We start from the raw sequence: 15,470 nt of genomic DNA on the forward strand, positions 1-15,470 counted from the left end.
CAGCCATTCTCAGGATGACTGCCCGGCGTCGGGCTGGGACTCCGGGCGCGAGCCGAGCCCACCGGCGGGCGGGCCGTCGAGCAGCGTCGGGACGTACTCGAGCAGCTGCATCCCCTTGTCGAACGTCCTGCTCTCCACGAGCTCCAGCGCGACGTCGGGGTAGCCGTCGAAGATCCGCTCCTGCCCGGTCGCGCCGGTGATGAACGGGAAGAGGACCACCCGGAAACGGTCCACGAGCCCAGCTGACAGGAGCGCACGGCATACGGAGAGACTGCCGATCGTCCGCATGGGGCGGTGTCCGCCCTCCTTCTGCGAGCGCACCCACTCGACCGGATCGTCCCTCACGAGAACGGTGTTGGCCCACGAGAGTGGCTCGTCGAGGGTCGACGAGAACACGACCTTCGGCATCGCCCCCATCTGCTCGAAGCCCGGGTCGTCGGGCATCTGCTCGGCGAACCCGGACATGAGCCGGTAGGTCTTCGCACCCATGAGGACGGTGTGGTCACCGGTGTCCTGGGACCCGAGCCACTCGAGGTATTCGGGGCTCTCGACGCCCCACAGGCCGGGCCAGCCGTCCGCCGACGCGTAGCCGTCGAGGCTGATGATGAAGTCGACCATGACGCTCTGCATGCGAGCTCCTTCCGTGAAGGGTTCTCGAAGTCTCCCGTATGCCGTCCAACCGGGGAAGTGAGTCGGCGACCCTCGGGTGGTGCACTCAGCCGACGCGGAAGCCGGCCAGGCCCGGCCACGGGGAGCGTGGGTCCACGAGGCGCCGCTGCCGCTCTGCGGAGGTGCCGTCGACGAGAAGGCGCTCGACGACGTCGCGCACCCGTTCGAGGTCACCGTGGTGGTCCAGCGCACCGCCGGTGAACTCGAGGAGGGAGGAGAGCGCGTCTGCCGCGGGCACGAGGTCACCGCTGGCCGGGTCCACGAGGCGCTCGCCGAGGCCGTGCCGGGCTGCGCGCCAGGAGGCGGCCCGGAGTGCTGGGGTGGAGTGGTCCCCTCGCGGGGAACTCGTCGCGGCGGGGCCAGTGGCGGCGTGAGCCACCGTGGCGACGAGGGCGCGGCACAGGCCGGCGACCGCGACCGTCGTGCCGAGGTCCGGGCAGGTGTCGGTCACCCGGATCTCCACCGTGGGGTACCGGGCGGACAGCCGGGCGTCGTAGTAGAGCATCCCCTCGTCGAAGGCGCCTCCGGCGTCGATGATCGCCCGGGCCGCGCGCCGGTAGGAGGCGTGGTCACCCCACACCGGCGCAGGCCCTGCAGTGGGGAGCTGCGAGAGGACGAGCGAGCGCCAGCTGGCGTGGCCCGTGTCCCTGCCCTGCCAGTGGGGTGAGTTCGCAGTGAGGGCGGTCAGGAGTGCCAGCCAGGGACGGATGCGGTCGAGGACGAGGACCCCCTCGTCGGGTGAGCTCACCGAGACGTGGACGTGGGTGCCGCAGGTGAGCTGCTGGTGGGCGAGCTCGCCGAACTCCTCGCCGATACGGGCAAACCTGTCGGAGACGGATGGCGTGGGCACGTGGACGCCCGGCCACGTCCCCGACGCGACGACGGCCGCGTCATGTGCCCCGGCGAGACGAGCTACGTCCCGACGCAGCCGCTCGAGGTCGAGGGACAGCACGTCGAGGGAGTCTGCGGGGAGGGAGCAGGTCTCGACCTGCTCCTGCTTGAACTCACCCTTGATCCCGGCGTCAGACGCCTCCGCGACGAGCGCCGGTCCGATGGCCACCGGCTCACCCGTGCGGGCACCGACGACGAGGAACTCCTCCTCGACACCGATCGTCCGCGCCGTCACCGCAGGCTCGAGCGGCCGGCCGACCACGCCCCGAGAACCTCGTGGGCGAAGCGGTCGCCGAGGAGCAGGCTCGCCTGGATGCCGAAGACGAGGTCCCCTGCCAGGTGGGGCTCGTCCGCGAGCATCGGCGCGAGGACCTCGCGCCGGAGGATCTGCTCGTGCACCGCGTCCGCCTCGACGTGCTCGGCGTAGAAGTGCTCGGTTGCCGGCCCGCACCCGAGTCGCTGCGCGGCCCGGACCAGGCGCGCCGACCCCGGTGACGACGTCAGCTCGATGACGGCGAACTGCCCGACGGCGGCGGCCCGAAGCTCACGCCTCAGCCCGCACACGGACATGAGGTTGACCTCGGCGAGCACTGACCCACTGACCCGGTCGACGTGGTCACCGTAGGCGGACGTGAGACCGAGCTCCCGCATCATCGCGGCGAAGAGCTCGGAGTGCATCTCGTCGGCGCGGCCGGCACCGTACTCGTCGTGCTCGACCGCGACCATTCCGGCCTTGGCCCGCCCGGTCATCCGCGACACGACGAGCAGCTGGGGGTCGGCCTCCTTGAGGTGGTAGGCGGACCGGTGGGTGACGTACTCGCGGAACTGCTCCTTCGTCCCGTCCCGAAGCAGGTGGTGCGAGATGCCCCGCTCCCCGACCGTCTCGGTCAGCAGCGCCGCCACTTCAACGTCGACGTCGACTCCACCCGCGACGTCGCGACGCAACGCCTCGAGGAAGGCCGCCTCCAGCTCGAGGCGCAGGGCGAGGAGGTCCAGGTCCCACTCCATCGAGTCGGGCACGTCGGCGAACCCTCGGTAGTGAAGCTCATAGCAGACGTAGAGCGCGAGCTGGAGGTCGTCGCCGTACGGGTCCGCGCGTGACACGCCCGCGACGGGCGCCCCGGACCGCCCCGAGCAGTGGTCGATCACCGCCCGGGACAGAGGTCCTCGGTCCGCCGGCAGGCGAGGCGACTGCACCCTCACCCCGGCCGCCGTCATGAGGCGTCCCCTACGGCTCTCACCTTGGTGCGGTGGCTCGTGTCGCAGAACGGGGCGATGCGGCTCCTCCGGCAGGTGCACAACGCCACGAGTCGACGATCGGAGCGCACGGTCGTGCCGTCCTCCATGACGACCTCCACCGGCCCGTCGAGGAGCACCGGGCCCTCGTCGGTGACCGTCACCCGAGTCGCGGGCCGTGCGGCGTCGTCGTTGTTCATCATCGTTCCTCCTGGGGCTCTCTCCCGAGACTAGACGTCGCGTGGCGCCGTGAACCGTTGCAGGAACGCGGACAGCAACGTCGCGGACTCACCGCGGGGCAACGCCTCGATGAGCGACAGGATCGTCGGGAGGTCGAGGTCTCCCCCGGACCGTGCGGCGTCCGCGAGGGCCAACGGATCCGGTATGCCGGCGTGAGACAGCGCTTCCGGGCTCGGCAGCGCGTGACCGCGGGCCGCGTCGGCACCATCCCCGAGGGCCGGCAGCAGCTCTCCCAGCAGCCCCTCCGTGACCGGCGTGATGGTGAGGTGGGCCGTGTGTGGCACCACCGTGCCGTCGGCCTGCGACAGCGCGGGCTGCCCCTGGAGGACGAAGCCCCGCTCGCGCACAGCGGCGACCCACAGCAGCGGGTCGACGCGCCTCTCCGGCGGCACGTCCTCGTCGGCAGCGACGGCCACGAGCGGCCCCTGCGGGTCCCCGAGCACCCGCAGCCCGTCGATGCCCTCGATCGTCTCCAGCACGCCGGCCGTGGCGGTGACGACGCGACGGGTGAGGACGGCATACCCGTCCGCACCGAGGGTCTGGACGACGGCCCAGGCCGCGGCCAGCGACGTGGCGGAGCGGGTCCCGAGCATCGTCGGGTTGACGACGGGGTAGCCGAGCCAGTCCGTGAGGGCGAAGTAGCGCGCCAGGTCGAGTTCGCCGTCGGCGAAGAGGAGGAGGGAGGCACCCTTGGGGACGTAGCCGTACTTGTGGATGTCGGCGCTGATGCTGCTCACCCCGCGCACACGGAAGTCCCACTGCGGCAACGGGTCTCCGCCGGCTGCCTCCCACCACGGCAGTACCCAGCCTCCGACACAGGCATCGACGTGGCAAGGGATCCCGAGGTCGGCGGCGGCACCCGCCACGTCGGCGACCGCGTCGACGACACCGTGCGGGTAGGACGGTGCCGAGACGACGACAACTGCCACCTGGGGACCGAGCTCCGCCTCGAGCGCACCCGCTGCCGCCCGGCCGGTCTCCAGGTCGATGGGCACGACGACGACGTCGAGACCGAAGTAGTGCGCCGCCTTGTGGAACGCCGCGTGCGTCGACGACGACAGCACCAGACGTGGGCGACCGCGACCGCCGCGCGCCACCCAGAGATCGCGGGCCGCCTTGACCGCCAGCAGGCAGCTCTCGGTCCCACCGGACGTCACCGAGCCGGTGGCGGCGGGTCCGTGGAGCATCGTCCGTCCGAACTCGACGAGGTCCGACTCCATGAGCGCGACCGAGGGGAAGGTCGTCGGGTCGAGGCCGTTGACCGGCTGGAGGAGCCGCATCGCCTGTGCAGCAACCTCATCCAGATCGGGGCGTCCGTGGTCGTAGACGTAGGACAGCACTCGCCCACCGTGGGTCGGCGCGTCGTGGGCGCGGTAGGCCTGCAGCTGCGCCAGCACCTCGTCGACATCCCGGGACTCACCGGTCATCGAGCACCACCTCCGGCTCCTCGTAGCGCCTGAGCGCCAGGATCGACACCAGCGCGAGCGCGGCCGGCACGAGCGTGAACGCCAACCCCATCGCCACCTCGGCGCTGCGGGGCTGGCCGACAGGGTCGCCGATGCTCGACACGAACCCGCCGACGGCGAGCATCGCCAGCACGACCGCGGGGCCGAGTGCCAGACCGGCGGTCTCGAGCGCCGTCCAGACCCCGCTCATCGCGCCGCCCCTGGCTCGACCTGCCTCCTCGATGACGTCGGGGAGCATCGCCAACGGGAAGAGCTGCATCCCGGCATACGCGATCCCCCCGACCGCGAGGGCGAGGACCGAGAGCCAGGCCCAGCCGAGCACGAGCGCGGGCACCTGCGCCACGCAGGCGATGACGAACAACCAGGACGACGCGAGGTATGCCGTCCGCTTGCCTCGCGCTGCGGCATACCGCTTCCACAGCGGCATGACGAAGAGCGCCGGTGCCACGACCGCGGCGAAGAGGACGCTCACCCAGGACTGCGAGCCGAGGAGGTAGGTCGCGACGTACTGCGCGGCCGCGAGGACGATCCCGGTGGCGAGCGCCTGCACGACGAAGACGACGAGGAGCGAGCGGAAGCGCGGCAGGTCGCGCACCGCGTCGAGCCCGGCTCGCAGCGTGGGTGAGTCGACGATCGCCCGCGCGACGCTCTCGTGGCCCCGGAGGCTGGCGACGGTGGCGAGCATGCCTGCGGTGAGGGCGATCGCCGACACGACGGCCATGACGAGGTAGCCGGACCGACCGCCGCCGAGGGCGTCACGGACTGCTGGCGCACCGGCGCCGAACGCGAGGATCGCCAGCGCGAGGACACCGACCCGCCACGCCATCATCCGGGTGCGCTCGGCGTAGTCGCTGGTGAGGTCGGCCGGCGCCGCGATGTAGGGCACCTGGAAGAGGCTGAACGACGTCGTGGCGAGGACGAAGGCCACGACGACCCAGAGGGCGGCGATCCCGCTCCCGGTTCCCGACGGCACGGCGAACATCGCGACGAAGCCCACGGGGAGGGTGAGCGCACCGACCGTCATGAGCCGGTGGCGGGACCCACGGGTCGCCAGTTCGCCGTCACTGCGGGCCCCGATGGCCGGGTCGATGATGACATCCCACACCTTCGGGAGGAGCACGACCACCGCGGCGAACGCGGCGGCCACGCCGAGGGTGTCGGTCAGGTAGTAGGCGAGGACGAGCCCCGGGAGCGTCCCGAACCCGCCGGTGCCGACGCTGCCCGCGGCGTACCCCGCGGTCTGCGCACGGGTGAGGCGGTCACGGGGCATGACCGCAGTATGTCCGTCGCCGGGTCCGCAGCCGGCTCAACCGGCTCAACCGGCCCAACCGCCTCGATCAGTGCCCGGCGTCGCTCCGCAGCAGCCGCCACCCACCCAGGGCGGTCGCCCCGGCGGCCCACGCCGCCATCGTCAGCCGGGCCGTGGCCACCGTCATGTCGTCCCGCGGCCCCTCGCCGAAGATGAGGAAGAGCGCACTCGACCCGGGCAACCGTGACGACACGGTCGTCGCCCAGTCGAAGGGGAGGTTGGCGACGAGCAGTGGCAGGACGAGCAGCAGCGCGATCGAGAGCACGAGCGCTGCCGCCGTGCTGCGGGTCGCGAGCCCCAACCCGATGCCGAGCAGCGCACCGGACCCGATGACGACGACGATGTCGCCCAGGGAGCGCAGCCCGTCGCCCATCGGCAGCCCCACCTCCGGTGCGAGCGCCCAGAGCGCGACCGTCGCGCCGACGACGAGCCCGACGCCGATGAGGGTCACGGTGAGGGCGACCACGCCGGAGCGGGCGGCGAGGAGCACCGACCGGCGAGGGGTCCACTGCAGCGTCGGGACGATGGCACCGGTCGCGTGGTCGGCCGTGCTCGTCATGACCGCGAGCGCGACCGTGCCGAACAGGGCGAACATCGCGGTGAAGCGGGCACCGTCCCACGCGCTCGCGCCCGGAGGCACCGAGGCGGGGTTGTTGGCGGCGTCGAGCCCGGCCAGCACGCCGATCCCGAGGATGAACAGGCTGAGGCAGGTCACGAGGACCCAGCTCGACCGCACGCTCCAGATCCGGGCCCACTCGGCTCGTCCCGCCCGGGCCAGGACCGTCGCTGTGCTCATCGCGTCGCCCCTTCCGCCAGTGCGGTGGGGACGTGGCCGTGGTGCTCGACGCTGCCCTCGGTGAGTGAGAGGTAGGCGTCCTCGAGCGACTGCTCGACCTCGGCGAGCAGGTGAAGCGGTATGCCGTGTGCGTGCGCGAGCTCGCCGACCGTGCTCGCGGGCAGGCCCCTCACCTCGAGCTCGTCGGCCGACGTCGCCGCCACGGACGCCTCGGCGGCCAGCACCGCCCTCAGGTCGTCCGCCCGCGGCGACCGCACCCGGATCCGCTGCCCGTCGAGCCCGGCGAGCAGACCCTCCATGTCGGTGTCGGCGATGAGCCGTCCCCGGCCGATGACGACGACCCGGTCGGCGATGAGCTGCATCTCGCTCATGAGGTGGCTCGACACGAGGACGGTGCGGCCCTCGTCGGCGAACCCGCGCAGCAGGGCGCGGATCCAGCGCACTCCGTCGAGGTCCAGGCCGTTGACCGGCTCGTCGAAGAGCAGGACCGGCGGGTCGCCGAGCAGGGCCGCCGCGATCCCGAGCCGTTGCCGCATCCCCAGCGAGTAGCCCTTGACGCGCCGGCCGGCCGCGGACTCCAGACCCACCTGCTCGATGACCTCGTCCACCCGCGAGGTGGCAATCCCGTTGCTGTGCGCACCGATCCGCAGATGCGCCCGACCCGTCCTGCCCGGGTGCATGGCGCCGGCGTCGAGCAGGGCCCCCACCTCGCGCAGGGGCGCCGGGAAGTCGACGTAGCGGCGGCCACTCACCGTTGCCGTGCCCGCCGTGGGCCGGTCGAGCCCGAGAACCATCCGCATTGTCGTCGACTTGCCCGCGCCGTTCGGCCCGAGGAAGCCGGTCACCTTGCCGGACTCCACCTCGAAGGTGAGGTCGTCGACCGCGCGCACCCCGGCATACACCTTCGTCAGTCCCTGGACCGTGATCATCGCCCTGCTCCCTCGCTCGTCCCAACGCCTCGAGTCGGACGCTAGGGCCTGGGGCCGGGTCCGGTGGGGTGGAACCCGTGAAGGTTGTGTGGAGATGACGCCGACGGTGGGGCAGGTGTTCGGCTCCGGTTCACCCGTCCGTATGCCGTCCGTTCCGCTGGCCGGGCACGCTGCGCCCATGTCACCACGCCGCTCCGTCCTGCCCGTGCTCGCCCTCGTGGGTGCCGTCGCCGTTCTGACCCCCACGGTCGCGAGCGCGCTGCCGGGAGCCTCGTCAGGCGACTCGTCCGGCGCCGGCCGCCCGGTCCCTGCGCCCTCCACGGCCGAGGTCGCGGGCTTCTCGGTGCTTCCGGCCGAGACCTACGTCCCCGGCAGCGAGCCCTCGGGCCACTGGACGACCGGCAACGCCGCCGTGCCGGCGCCCTACCCCGGTCAGCCGGTGCAGGGCTTCTCCGGGACCCACCGCAACGACGACGGCAGCTACCTCGTGCTCAGCGACAACGGGTTCGGCTCCAAGGCCAACAGCGCGGACGCCCTCCTGGCACTCCACCGCATCCGGCCGAACACGGTCACGGGCCTGACGGCATACGAGGAGACGCTGTTCACCTTCTCGGACCCCGAGCGCCTCATCCCGTGGACGACGTGGCGCGACGGCGGCTGTGCTGCAGCGACGTCCCTGCCGGCGGGGTACACGTGTCCGGCTCCGGACCGCCGGCTCACCGGCTGGGACTTCGACCCCGAGTCGCTCCAGGTCGCGCCGGACGGGACGTACTGGGTCGGCGAGGAGTTCGGTCCGTACCTCCTGCACTTCGACGCGCGGGGCCGGCTGCTCGAGGCACCCGTCGCGACGCCGGGGGTCAGGTCGCCGTCGAACCCGACCCTCGGGTCCGCGGTCCCGAACCTCGCCAACTCCAAGGGCTTCGAGGGGCTCGCGATCTCGCCCGACGGCCGGACCCTCTACCCGATGCTCGAGGGGGCGACGGCCGAGGACAAGGCGGCCCGACTCGGCAGCGACCTGCGGATCTACGACGCTCCGATCGCCAAGGACGGCACGGCGAGCTTCACGGGGGAGTTCCGGCGCTACCGGATGGAGGACCCGGCCCACGCCCTCGGCGACTTCATCGCCGTCAACAAGCACCAGTTCCTCGTCATCGAGCGCGACAACGGCCAGGGTCCGACGGCGGTCTTCAAGCGGATCTACCTCGTGGACACGCGTGGTGTGGACACGGGCGGCTACGTCACCAAGACGCTCCTCGTCGACCTCATGGACGTCCCGAACCCCTCCGGCGCAGGGGGATTCGACGACCCGTTCACGTTCCCGTTCTTCACGATCGAGGACGTCGAACTCGTCGACGACCGCACCATCGCGGTGATGAACGACAACAACTTCCCGGCCGCCGGTGGGCGCAGCGCGACCGAACCCGACCGCAACGAGTTCGTCCTCATCCGCCTCGGCTCCGCCCTCCAGGTCGACCACCGCCTCCTGTGACCTCCGGACCGGCCTGCTCGGACTGACCCCGGTCGCCCCGGTCCTCGCGCGGGGGCCGCGGGGCCGCCGCCCCGGTGGGGCCCGGCCGCCCCGCGGGGTGCGGCGTCCCGTCGCAACGTCCCGGACGGACGGGACACCGGGCTCTGTCAGTGAGGACGCGGGGCGCACGACGGTGGTGACATCCAGTTCACCACCACCTCAGGAGCCGCCATGAGCGCCACCACGAGTTCCATCACCACCACGTCCGGCACCACCGACCCGACGCGCCGGCTCGAGACCACCGACACAGCGCCAGCCACCTCGACCGGCCGCGGCTGGGCCTTCGCCGGCGTCGCCGCCGGGCTCGCCTCGATCATCGGCATCGCCGCCTCGATGCAGATCGACGCGGTCTACTCCCCTGAGGCCGACGGCGACCCGGACGCCATCGTCGCCCGGCTCGGCGAGCTCGTCCCGCAGATCCTCGTCTTCCACACGGCGACGATGCTCTCGGTCGTCCTCCTGCTCGTCTTCGCGGCCGGCCTGCGCCGACGGCTGGCCGACCAGCTGCCCAGCCGCAGCCTGTTGCCGGACGTCGCAGCCGGTGGGCTCGGCCTCGTCGCCGTGGCGGGGCTGCTCGGCTCGGGCCTCACCACGGAGTTCGTCTTCGGCGTCTCGGACCCGGACAAGGGTCTCGTCCCGGAGTCGGCCGTCTTCTTCAACCACTGGGTCGGCACGATCCCGTGGCTGTGGGTCGGCGCCGGCGCCACCGGTGTCGCCGTCGCGATCAGCGCCCTGCGGCACGGTGCTGTCTCCCGCTGGGTCGGGTGGGTCGGCGTCGTGCTGGGTGGCCTCACCCTGCTGCTCGGGCTGTCGCCCCTCCAGTACATGGCGGGGATGACCGGTCCGGTCTGGTTGTTCGTCACCGCCCTCGGCCTCGGCCTGGGCGACCGCGCCACCCGTTCGCGGGTCTGAGAAAACCCCGGATTCGCATCGTGGACCGGCGCTATGGTGCCGACATCATGAGCCCATCCGACGCCCTCCCGAGGGCCGGTCAGCCCCGGGCGGCCGCGGTGATCGCCGCAGCCGCCTGGGGCACGGCCGTGCTCGCGGTCGCGTTCGTCATCGCGGCCCGCCCACCCCTCGGGGAGGGCGTCTGGTTCTTCGTCGTCGACGTCGCGGTGGCCTGCGTCTACGGCACGGTCGCCGCGCTCATCATCTCGCGGCGGCCGCACCCGGTCGGCTGGCTGCTCGCCCTCGCCGCGGTCGGTGGAGGGGTCGCAGCCCTGGGGTTCGGCTATCCCGCCCTGGCCGAACAGCGACCCGGCCTGCCGGGCGCCGAGCTCGTGTCGTGGCTGTCGAGCACGGCATGGGTGCCGGGCACCCTCGCCCTCTTCCTCGTCGTCCCCTGGCTCGTCCGCGACCACCCGCTCGGCCGGGCGAAGTGGGGCGTCGCAGCAGGTTGCCTGGTCGTCGTCGCGTTGCTCGTCGCCCAGCTCTCGGATGCGCGCGAGCCCTTCACGGTCGTGCTCGCCGTCGCGGTGGTCCTCGGCCTCGTGTCCGCCGCCGCCGTCGAGCACCGGCACCGCCGCGGACCGATCGCCGAGCGCAACGGCCTCGGCTGGCTCGCCCTCGGCGCAGCCCTGCTCGCGCTGTCGTTCGTGCCTCTCCTCCTGCCGTTCGGGATGCTGCCGCTCCCCGTGTGGACCACACCCGTGCTGCACCTGCTGTCGCAGGCGGTCTATCCCGGCGCGATCCTCGTCGCCGTCCTCCGCAGCCGGATGTGGGGCCTCCAGCTCGCCGTGAGCCGCACCGTCCTCGCCGGCCTCGTCACCGTCACCCTCGTGGCGGTCTACGTCGCCGTGACGGTCGTGGCGACCCAGCTGCTGCCCGGGGACGGTGCTGCCGGGCTCGTCGGCGCCGGGGTCGTCGCGGTCGCCGTCCAGCCGACCCGTCTCTGGCTGGAGCGACGCGTGCACCGCCTCGTCTACGGCGTCTCGGCCTCACCCGACCACGTCGTCCGCCGCCTCGGCAGCCACCTGCGCCTCGCGGAGACCACCGACGACCTGCTGCGCGGCCTGGCCGCCGACATCGGTGCAGCGATGCGGCTCGAGTCGGTGACCGTCGCCCTCCCGGGCCGCGAACCGGTCATCTGGGGTATGCCGGGTGCCCACCCCGTGCGCGTCCCGCTCGACCACCGTGGCGAACCCGTCGGCGAGCTCGAGGTCACCCTGCCCGGCGGCGAGAGCCTCGGGTCCCGAGGCGAGCAGACCCTCAATGACCTCGCCACCGTCGTCGCCACCGCCGCCGCCGTCACGCGCGCCGCAGCCGAGGTCGACGACGCCCGCGCCCGCCTCTCCCGCGCGCGGCTCGAGGAGCGCCGCATCATCCGCCGTGAGATCCATGACGGGCTGGGCCCCTCGCTCGCCGGCCTGCGTCTCGGGCTGCAGGGTGCGCTCAACCTCATGTCCACGGACCCCGCCGCAGCGGCGACACTGCTCACCACCCTCCAGACCGAGCTCGACCAGCGGGTCAGCGACGTCCGTACCCTCTCGCACCACCTCCTCCCTCCTGTCCTCGACGAGCTCGGCCTGGCAGCGGCCCTCGCCGAGCTGGCCGCCCGGCACGCCGAGGACGGCGGGGAGGTCTCCCTCGACCTCGCGCACGACGACGCCCTCGACCCCCAGACCGCCGCCGCGGCATACGCGATCGTGTCCGAGGCGGTGACCAACACCCTGCGCCACAGCGGCGCCCACGCCGCGCGCGTCACGACGGCGACCACGACGGACGGACTGCACCTCAGCGTGGCCGACGACGGTCGCGGCATCTCCGAGGAGGCCCGGTCCGGCGTGGGGACGCGGTCGATGCGGGAGCGCGCCGAGGAGCTCGGCGGCAGCCTGACGATCACCTCTCCGACCACCGGCGGGACCGTCGTCGAGGCCCTCCTGCCCCACGCCGAGGTGGTGACCCGTGCCTGACCTCGGTGTCGCCGTCGTCGACGACCACCCCGTCTTCCGGATGGGCATGGCCGGGCTGCTCGACTCCCTCGACGGCATCAGGGTCGTCGGCCAGGCGAGTGACGCGGCCGAGGCGCTCGCCCTTCCCCTCGACGAGATCGACGTCATCCTCATGGACCTCAACCTCGGCGAGGACTCCGGCATCGAGACCACCCGCGAGATCGTGCGGCGCGACCCCGACGCGCGCGTCCTCGTCGTCACGATGCGCGAGGACGACGACGCCGTCGCGTCCTGCATGCGGGTCGGCGCGCGGGGATACCTCCTCAAGGGCGCCAGCCCCGACGAGGTCGAGAGGGCCGTACGGGCGGTCGCCAACGGTGACGTCATCCTCGGCTCGGCCGTCGCCGCCCGAGCCGTGACGGCGCTGACGTCGGGGCGCTCGGTGGCCCGCGTCCCCTTCCCGGAGCTCACCGACCGGGAGCGCGAGGTGCTCGACCTCGTCGCCCGGGGCCACGACAACCTCACCATCTCGCGCCGGCTGGTGCTCTCACCCAAGACCGTCCGCAACGTCGTCTCCAACGTGCTCACCAAGCTCGCCGTGCGCGACCGGGCGGCTGCCGTGGTCCGGGCCCGCGAGGAGGGCCTCGGGATCGACTGAGGCCAGTGCCTCAGCGGGCGCGGGCGAGGTGCGCCACGACGTAGAGCACCCCGAACGGGTCGCTCACCTCGCACGACACCACCTCGAACCGCCCGTATGCCGTCCGCTCACGGCCCGCGTCACCCCCACCCGCCGCGCTGGCGCTGAGGGCGGGGCTGGCGCTGACTGGAGCGCTGACCGGGTCGCCGACCGGGGCCGCCGCGGCGCCGGTGGCGGCGTCCGCGGCGGTGGCGGCGTCCGCGGCGGTGGCGGCGTCCGCGGCGGTGGCCACGGCAGCCGCGAGGACCTGCAGCGGGGCCCTGCCGGCGACGAGCAGGTCGGCGCACACCTCGGGGTCGAGCTCGAGGAGCCGTTCGAGCCCGCCCCTGGCGGAGTCGCGGATCGCTTCGACGATGAGGTCGTCGACCTCGTGCGAACGCGGGTCGAGATGACCGGGCGCCTTCTCCGTCCGCCGTGCCGATCCGTCCGCGACCACCAGCACCGTCGTACGACGTGTCTTTGCTCCACCACCGGACGCAAAGACACCCCCATGTGCGTCGCCTCCCGCAGCGAAGGGGGGTTCCTTTGCGTCACCAACGGGAGCAAAGACATCCCTCTTTGCGTCGCCCTCTGCAGCGAATGGGGGTGCCTTTGCGTCATGAGCGGGAGCGAAGGCACCCCTCTGGCGCACCCCTGTCGAGGTCTCGTCGCTCACGGTGGACGAGGCCACGGCTTGGCCGGTGGCGACACACTCCTCGACCGTCGCGTCCCACGCGACCGACACGTGCTCGACCGTGAAGCCGACGTGGGTCTCGGCCAGCAGGTGGTCGGCCACCCGGAGGCCGACCGCCGGCCGCGTGCTTCGGGGCTCGCGGTCGGTGGCGTGCACGACGACGACGTGCGCTGCCGTCGCCACCGCGTCACGGACCGCCGCAACGCACGACTCGAGCAGTCCGGGGACGGCCGGAGCACGCCCCTGGTACTCGGGGAGCAGAAGCGGCGCCCCCGGGACGATGACGACGTCGGTGATCACGCGAGCCCCCGGGCGGTACGGGCCGGCGGGAGGTCACCGGCCAGCACGGACACCATGTCGAGCACCTGTCGGGTCTCGACGACCTCGTGCACGCGGTAGATGTGGGCGCCGTGCCAGGCCGAGATCGCCGTCGCCGCAAGGGTCCCGGTGAGCCGCTCGCCCACCGGCAGGTCGAGGGACTCCCCGACGAAGTCCTTGTTGGACAGCGACACGAGCAGCGGCCAGCCCAGCGCCACGAGCTCGTCCAGACGGCGGGTCACCTCGACCGAGTGCCAGGTGTTCTTGCCGAAGTCGTGGGCCGGGTCGATGACGACGCGCTCGCGCGCGACCCCCACCGAGACCGCACGGTCCGCCTGTGCCACCAGGGAGTCGACCACCGATGCCACGACGTCGTCGTACTCGATCCGGTGCGGCCGTGTCCGCGGGGTGACCCCACCGGTGTGCGTGCACACGACCGCCGCGTCGAACTCCGCTGCGACCTCGACGAGCTCGGGATCCGCACCTCCCCACGCGTCGTTGAGGACGTCGGCCCCGGCCTCGAGCACCGCGCGGCCCACCGACGCGCGCCACGTGTCGACGCTGATGAGCAGGTCCGGGTGCTCGGCGCGCACGGCCGCGACGAAGTCGACGACGCGCTCCTTCTCCTCGTCCGCACCGATCTCGACGCCGGGGGCGGCCTTGATGCCGCCGATGTCGACGATGTCGGCACCCTGCTCCACGACCTGGCGCACACGGTCGAACGCCGCGTCCTCACGCCACGTCGCGCCCTTGTCGTAGAACGAGTCTGGGGTCCGGTTGACGATGGCCATGACGAGGCGCGACCGCGAGTCGAACTCGCGGCGACCGAGCCGGAAGGTGAGGTCGGTCATCGCGACTCCGGGGACGGCATACGGAGGAAGGCGGCCGGAGGTCGCTCGCCGGTCGCCACGGCGGTGACGCGCGGCTCGAAGCCGGACTGGCCGCGGGTGTACTGGGTCAGCTCGACCGTCGCATCGCGCACCTCGTCGCCGGGCACGACGGCGCCACGACGCCGGTCGGCTGCGGCGAGCACCTGGACGGCCATGAGCCCGAGCGTGTCATGCCGGTGGTGGCGATGGGTGCGCCGCCCGAGGTCGACCTGCGCGATTCCGGCGCTCCCGAAGCGGTCGAACGTGTCGACGAGCGCGGCGATCTCGACGCCGTAGCCGACGGGCACGGCATACGACGCGAAGGCCTCGCGCCGGATCGCCCACTCACCCGACAGCGGCTGGACGATGCCGGCCAAGCCTGGCCTGTGCAGGGCGAGCCAAGGTCGGGCGACGAGCTCGGTGACCCGTCCGCCGGTCTCCTCCTCGCGGCCCGTCGCGTCGATCATCGGCCGGTCGTAGACCGCCTTGACGAGCTGGACGTCGTCGTCGACGAGCAGGGGCGCGAGCAGACCGGTGACGAAGTGGGTGCCCCAGTCGACGAGGTCGGCGTCGACGAAGACGAGGAGGTCGCCGGTGGTGACGAGCTGGGACTTCCACAGCGCCTCACCCTTGCCGGCCACGGACCCGAGCTCGGCCCGTATCTCCTTCGCGGAGAACACCTGCGCCCCCGCGGCGCGGGCGACCCGGGCCGTGTCGTCGGTCGAGTCGGAGTCGATGACGACGACCTCGTCGACGAGCCCGCCACCGTCGGGCCGCACGAAGTCGGCCCGGATCCGCTCGACGACGGCTGCGACGGTCGCCTCCTCGTCCCGGGCCGGGATGACGACGGAGACCGTGCGGTCACCCTTGCGCTTGAGCAGCCGCTCCGCGGTCCACTCCGACGCCCGGTATGCCGGCCCACGCAGAGCGTGGGACCCGCGCCCTGCCATCCCAC

General features: G+C 72.6%; 15 protein-coding genes. 4 read left to right on the forward strand and 11 right to left on the reverse strand.

Translation table 11 applies throughout. The features are described 5' to 3' along the window. Window positions 1–9 precede the first annotated feature (9 nt). The 8 genes from LL946_RS04985 to LL946_RS05020 all read right to left on the reverse strand — a co-directional run bounded on the left by LL946_RS04985 (window position 10) and on the right by LL946_RS05020 (window position 7,536). Entirely contained in the window at window positions 10–630 is a 621-nt protein-coding gene (locus LL946_RS04985; protein WP_404385391.1) for a dihydrofolate reductase family protein, read from the reverse strand. An 85-nt stretch (window positions 631–715) separates the two neighbouring features. Then, on the reverse strand, window positions 716–1,822 hold the full coding sequence (locus LL946_RS04990; RefSeq protein ID WP_404385393.1) for a glutamate--cysteine ligase: 1,107 nt from the start codon (window positions 1,820–1,822) through the stop codon (window positions 716–718). Beyond that, window positions 1,792–2,664, reverse strand: a complete 873-nt coding sequence (locus LL946_RS04995) for an iron-containing redox enzyme family protein (protein ID WP_404385395.1) — start codon at window positions 2,662–2,664, stop codon at window positions 1,792–1,794. The genes LL946_RS04990 and LL946_RS04995 overlap by 31 nt, the downstream gene beginning before the upstream one ends. A gap of 110 nt (window positions 2,665–2,774) precedes the next feature. Next, window positions 2,775–2,999, reverse strand: a complete 225-nt coding sequence (locus LL946_RS05000) for a CDGSH iron-sulfur domain-containing protein (RefSeq protein ID WP_404385397.1) — start codon at window positions 2,997–2,999, stop codon at window positions 2,775–2,777. Window positions 3,000–3,026: 27 nt separating this feature from the next. After that, a complete protein-coding gene (locus LL946_RS05005; RefSeq protein WP_404385399.1) occupies window positions 3,027–4,463 on the reverse strand; it encodes a pyridoxal phosphate-dependent decarboxylase family protein in 1,437 nt (478 codons plus the stop codon). Continuing rightward, window positions 4,453–5,772, reverse strand: coding sequence for an MFS transporter (locus LL946_RS05010; protein ID WP_404385401.1), 1,320 nt, complete (start codon window positions 5,770–5,772; stop codon window positions 4,453–4,455). The genes LL946_RS05005 and LL946_RS05010 overlap by 11 nt, the downstream gene beginning before the upstream one ends. Window positions 5,773–5,839: 67 nt before the next feature. Beyond that, entirely contained in the window at window positions 5,840–6,607 is a 768-nt protein-coding gene (locus LL946_RS05015) for a hypothetical protein (protein WP_404385403.1), read from the reverse strand. Beyond that, entirely contained in the window at window positions 6,604–7,536 is a 933-nt protein-coding gene (locus LL946_RS05020) for an ABC transporter ATP-binding protein (RefSeq protein WP_404385405.1), read from the reverse strand. Before LL946_RS05020 ends, LL946_RS05015 begins: the two co-directional genes overlap by 4 nt. Window positions 7,537–7,630: 94 nt before the next feature. Here LL946_RS05020 and LL946_RS05025 point away from each other — a divergent pair, with 94 nt between their 5' ends. The 4 genes from LL946_RS05025 (at window position 7,631) to LL946_RS05040 (ending at window position 12,616) form a co-directional block, all read left to right on the forward strand. Further along, on the forward strand, window positions 7,631–9,025 hold the full coding sequence (locus LL946_RS05025) for an esterase-like activity of phytase family protein (RefSeq protein ID WP_404385407.1): 1,395 nt from the start codon (window positions 7,631–7,633) through the stop codon (window positions 9,023–9,025). 210 nt (window positions 9,026–9,235) lie between these two features. Beyond that, window positions 9,236–9,976 carry a hypothetical protein gene (locus LL946_RS05030; protein ID WP_404385409.1) on the forward strand — a complete coding sequence of 247 codons (741 nt, stop codon included), beginning with the start codon at window positions 9,236–9,238 and terminating at the stop codon, window positions 9,974–9,976. A 47-nt stretch (window positions 9,977–10,023) separates the two neighbouring features. Next, a complete protein-coding gene (locus LL946_RS05035) occupies window positions 10,024–11,979 on the forward strand; it encodes a sensor histidine kinase (RefSeq protein WP_404385411.1) in 1,956 nt (651 codons plus the stop codon). After that, the gene (locus LL946_RS05040; protein WP_404385413.1) at window positions 11,972–12,616 is read left to right on the forward strand and encodes a response regulator; all 645 of its coding nucleotides are present in this window, start codon (window positions 11,972–11,974) and stop codon (window positions 12,614–12,616) included. The genes LL946_RS05035 and LL946_RS05040 overlap by 8 nt, the downstream gene beginning before the upstream one ends. Window positions 12,617–12,626: 10 nt before the next feature. Here the strand turns inward: LL946_RS05040 and LL946_RS05045 are convergent, their stop codons facing one another. Genes LL946_RS05045 through LL946_RS05055 form a run of 3 tightly spaced genes read right to left on the reverse strand, consistent with a single transcriptional unit; the run spans window position 12,627 to window position 15,465 of the window. After that, window positions 12,627–13,628, reverse strand: a complete 1,002-nt coding sequence (locus tag LL946_RS05045) for a hypothetical protein (RefSeq protein WP_404385415.1) — start codon at window positions 13,626–13,628, stop codon at window positions 12,627–12,629. Continuing rightward, window positions 13,625–14,497: a dihydropteroate synthase gene (folP, locus tag LL946_RS05050; protein WP_404385417.1), complete on the reverse strand. Its 873-nt coding sequence runs from the start codon at window positions 14,495–14,497 to the stop codon at window positions 13,625–13,627. The genes LL946_RS05045 and folP overlap by 4 nt, the downstream gene beginning before the upstream one ends. Next, entirely contained in the window at window positions 14,494–15,465 is a 972-nt protein-coding gene (locus LL946_RS05055) for a glucosyl-3-phosphoglycerate synthase (protein WP_404386795.1), read from the reverse strand. The genes folP and LL946_RS05055 overlap by 4 nt, the downstream gene beginning before the upstream one ends. Window positions 15,466–15,470 lie beyond the last annotated feature (5 nt).

It is taken from the genome of Knoellia locipacati, from assembly GCF_044791685.1.
GTDB classification, from domain to species: domain Bacteria; phylum Actinomycetota; class Actinomycetes; order Actinomycetales; family Dermatophilaceae; genus Knoellia; species Knoellia locipacati_A.

Bases quoted from the DNA above. Each gene is read 5' to 3' on its own strand.
- LL946_RS05015 (WP_404385403.1), bottom strand. From the start codon at position 6,607: ATGAGCACAGCGACGGTCCTGGCCCGGGCGGGACGAGCCGAGTGGGCC.
- LL946_RS04985 (WP_404385391.1), bottom strand. From the start codon at position 630: ATGCAGAGCGTCATGGTCGACTTCATCATCAGCCTCGACGGCTACGCG.
- LL946_RS05000 (WP_404385397.1), bottom strand. From the start codon at position 2,999: ATGATGAACAACGACGACGCCGCACGGCCCGCGACTCGGGTGACGGTC.
- LL946_RS05005 (WP_404385399.1), bottom strand. From the start codon at position 4,463: ATGACCGGTGAGTCCCGGGATGTCGACGAGGTGCTGGCGCAGCTGCAG.
- folP (WP_404385417.1), bottom strand. From the start codon at position 14,497: ATGACCGACCTCACCTTCCGGCTCGGTCGCCGCGAGTTCGACTCGCGG.
- LL946_RS05030 (WP_404385409.1), top strand. From the start codon at position 9,236: ATGAGCGCCACCACGAGTTCCATCACCACCACGTCCGGCACCACCGAC.
- LL946_RS05035 (WP_404385411.1), top strand. From the start codon at position 10,024: ATGAGCCCATCCGACGCCCTCCCGAGGGCCGGTCAGCCCCGGGCGGCC.
- LL946_RS05025 (WP_404385407.1), top strand. From the start codon at position 7,631: ATGACGCCGACGGTGGGGCAGGTGTTCGGCTCCGGTTCACCCGTCCGT.
- LL946_RS05010 (WP_404385401.1), bottom strand. From the start codon at position 5,772: ATGCCCCGTGACCGCCTCACCCGTGCGCAGACCGCGGGGTACGCCGCG.
- LL946_RS05020 (WP_404385405.1), bottom strand. From the start codon at position 7,536: ATGATCACGGTCCAGGGACTGACGAAGGTGTATGCCGGGGTGCGCGCG.
- LL946_RS05055 (WP_404386795.1), bottom strand. From the start codon at position 15,465: ATGGCAGGGCGCGGGTCCCACGCTCTGCGTGGGCCGGCATACCGGGCG.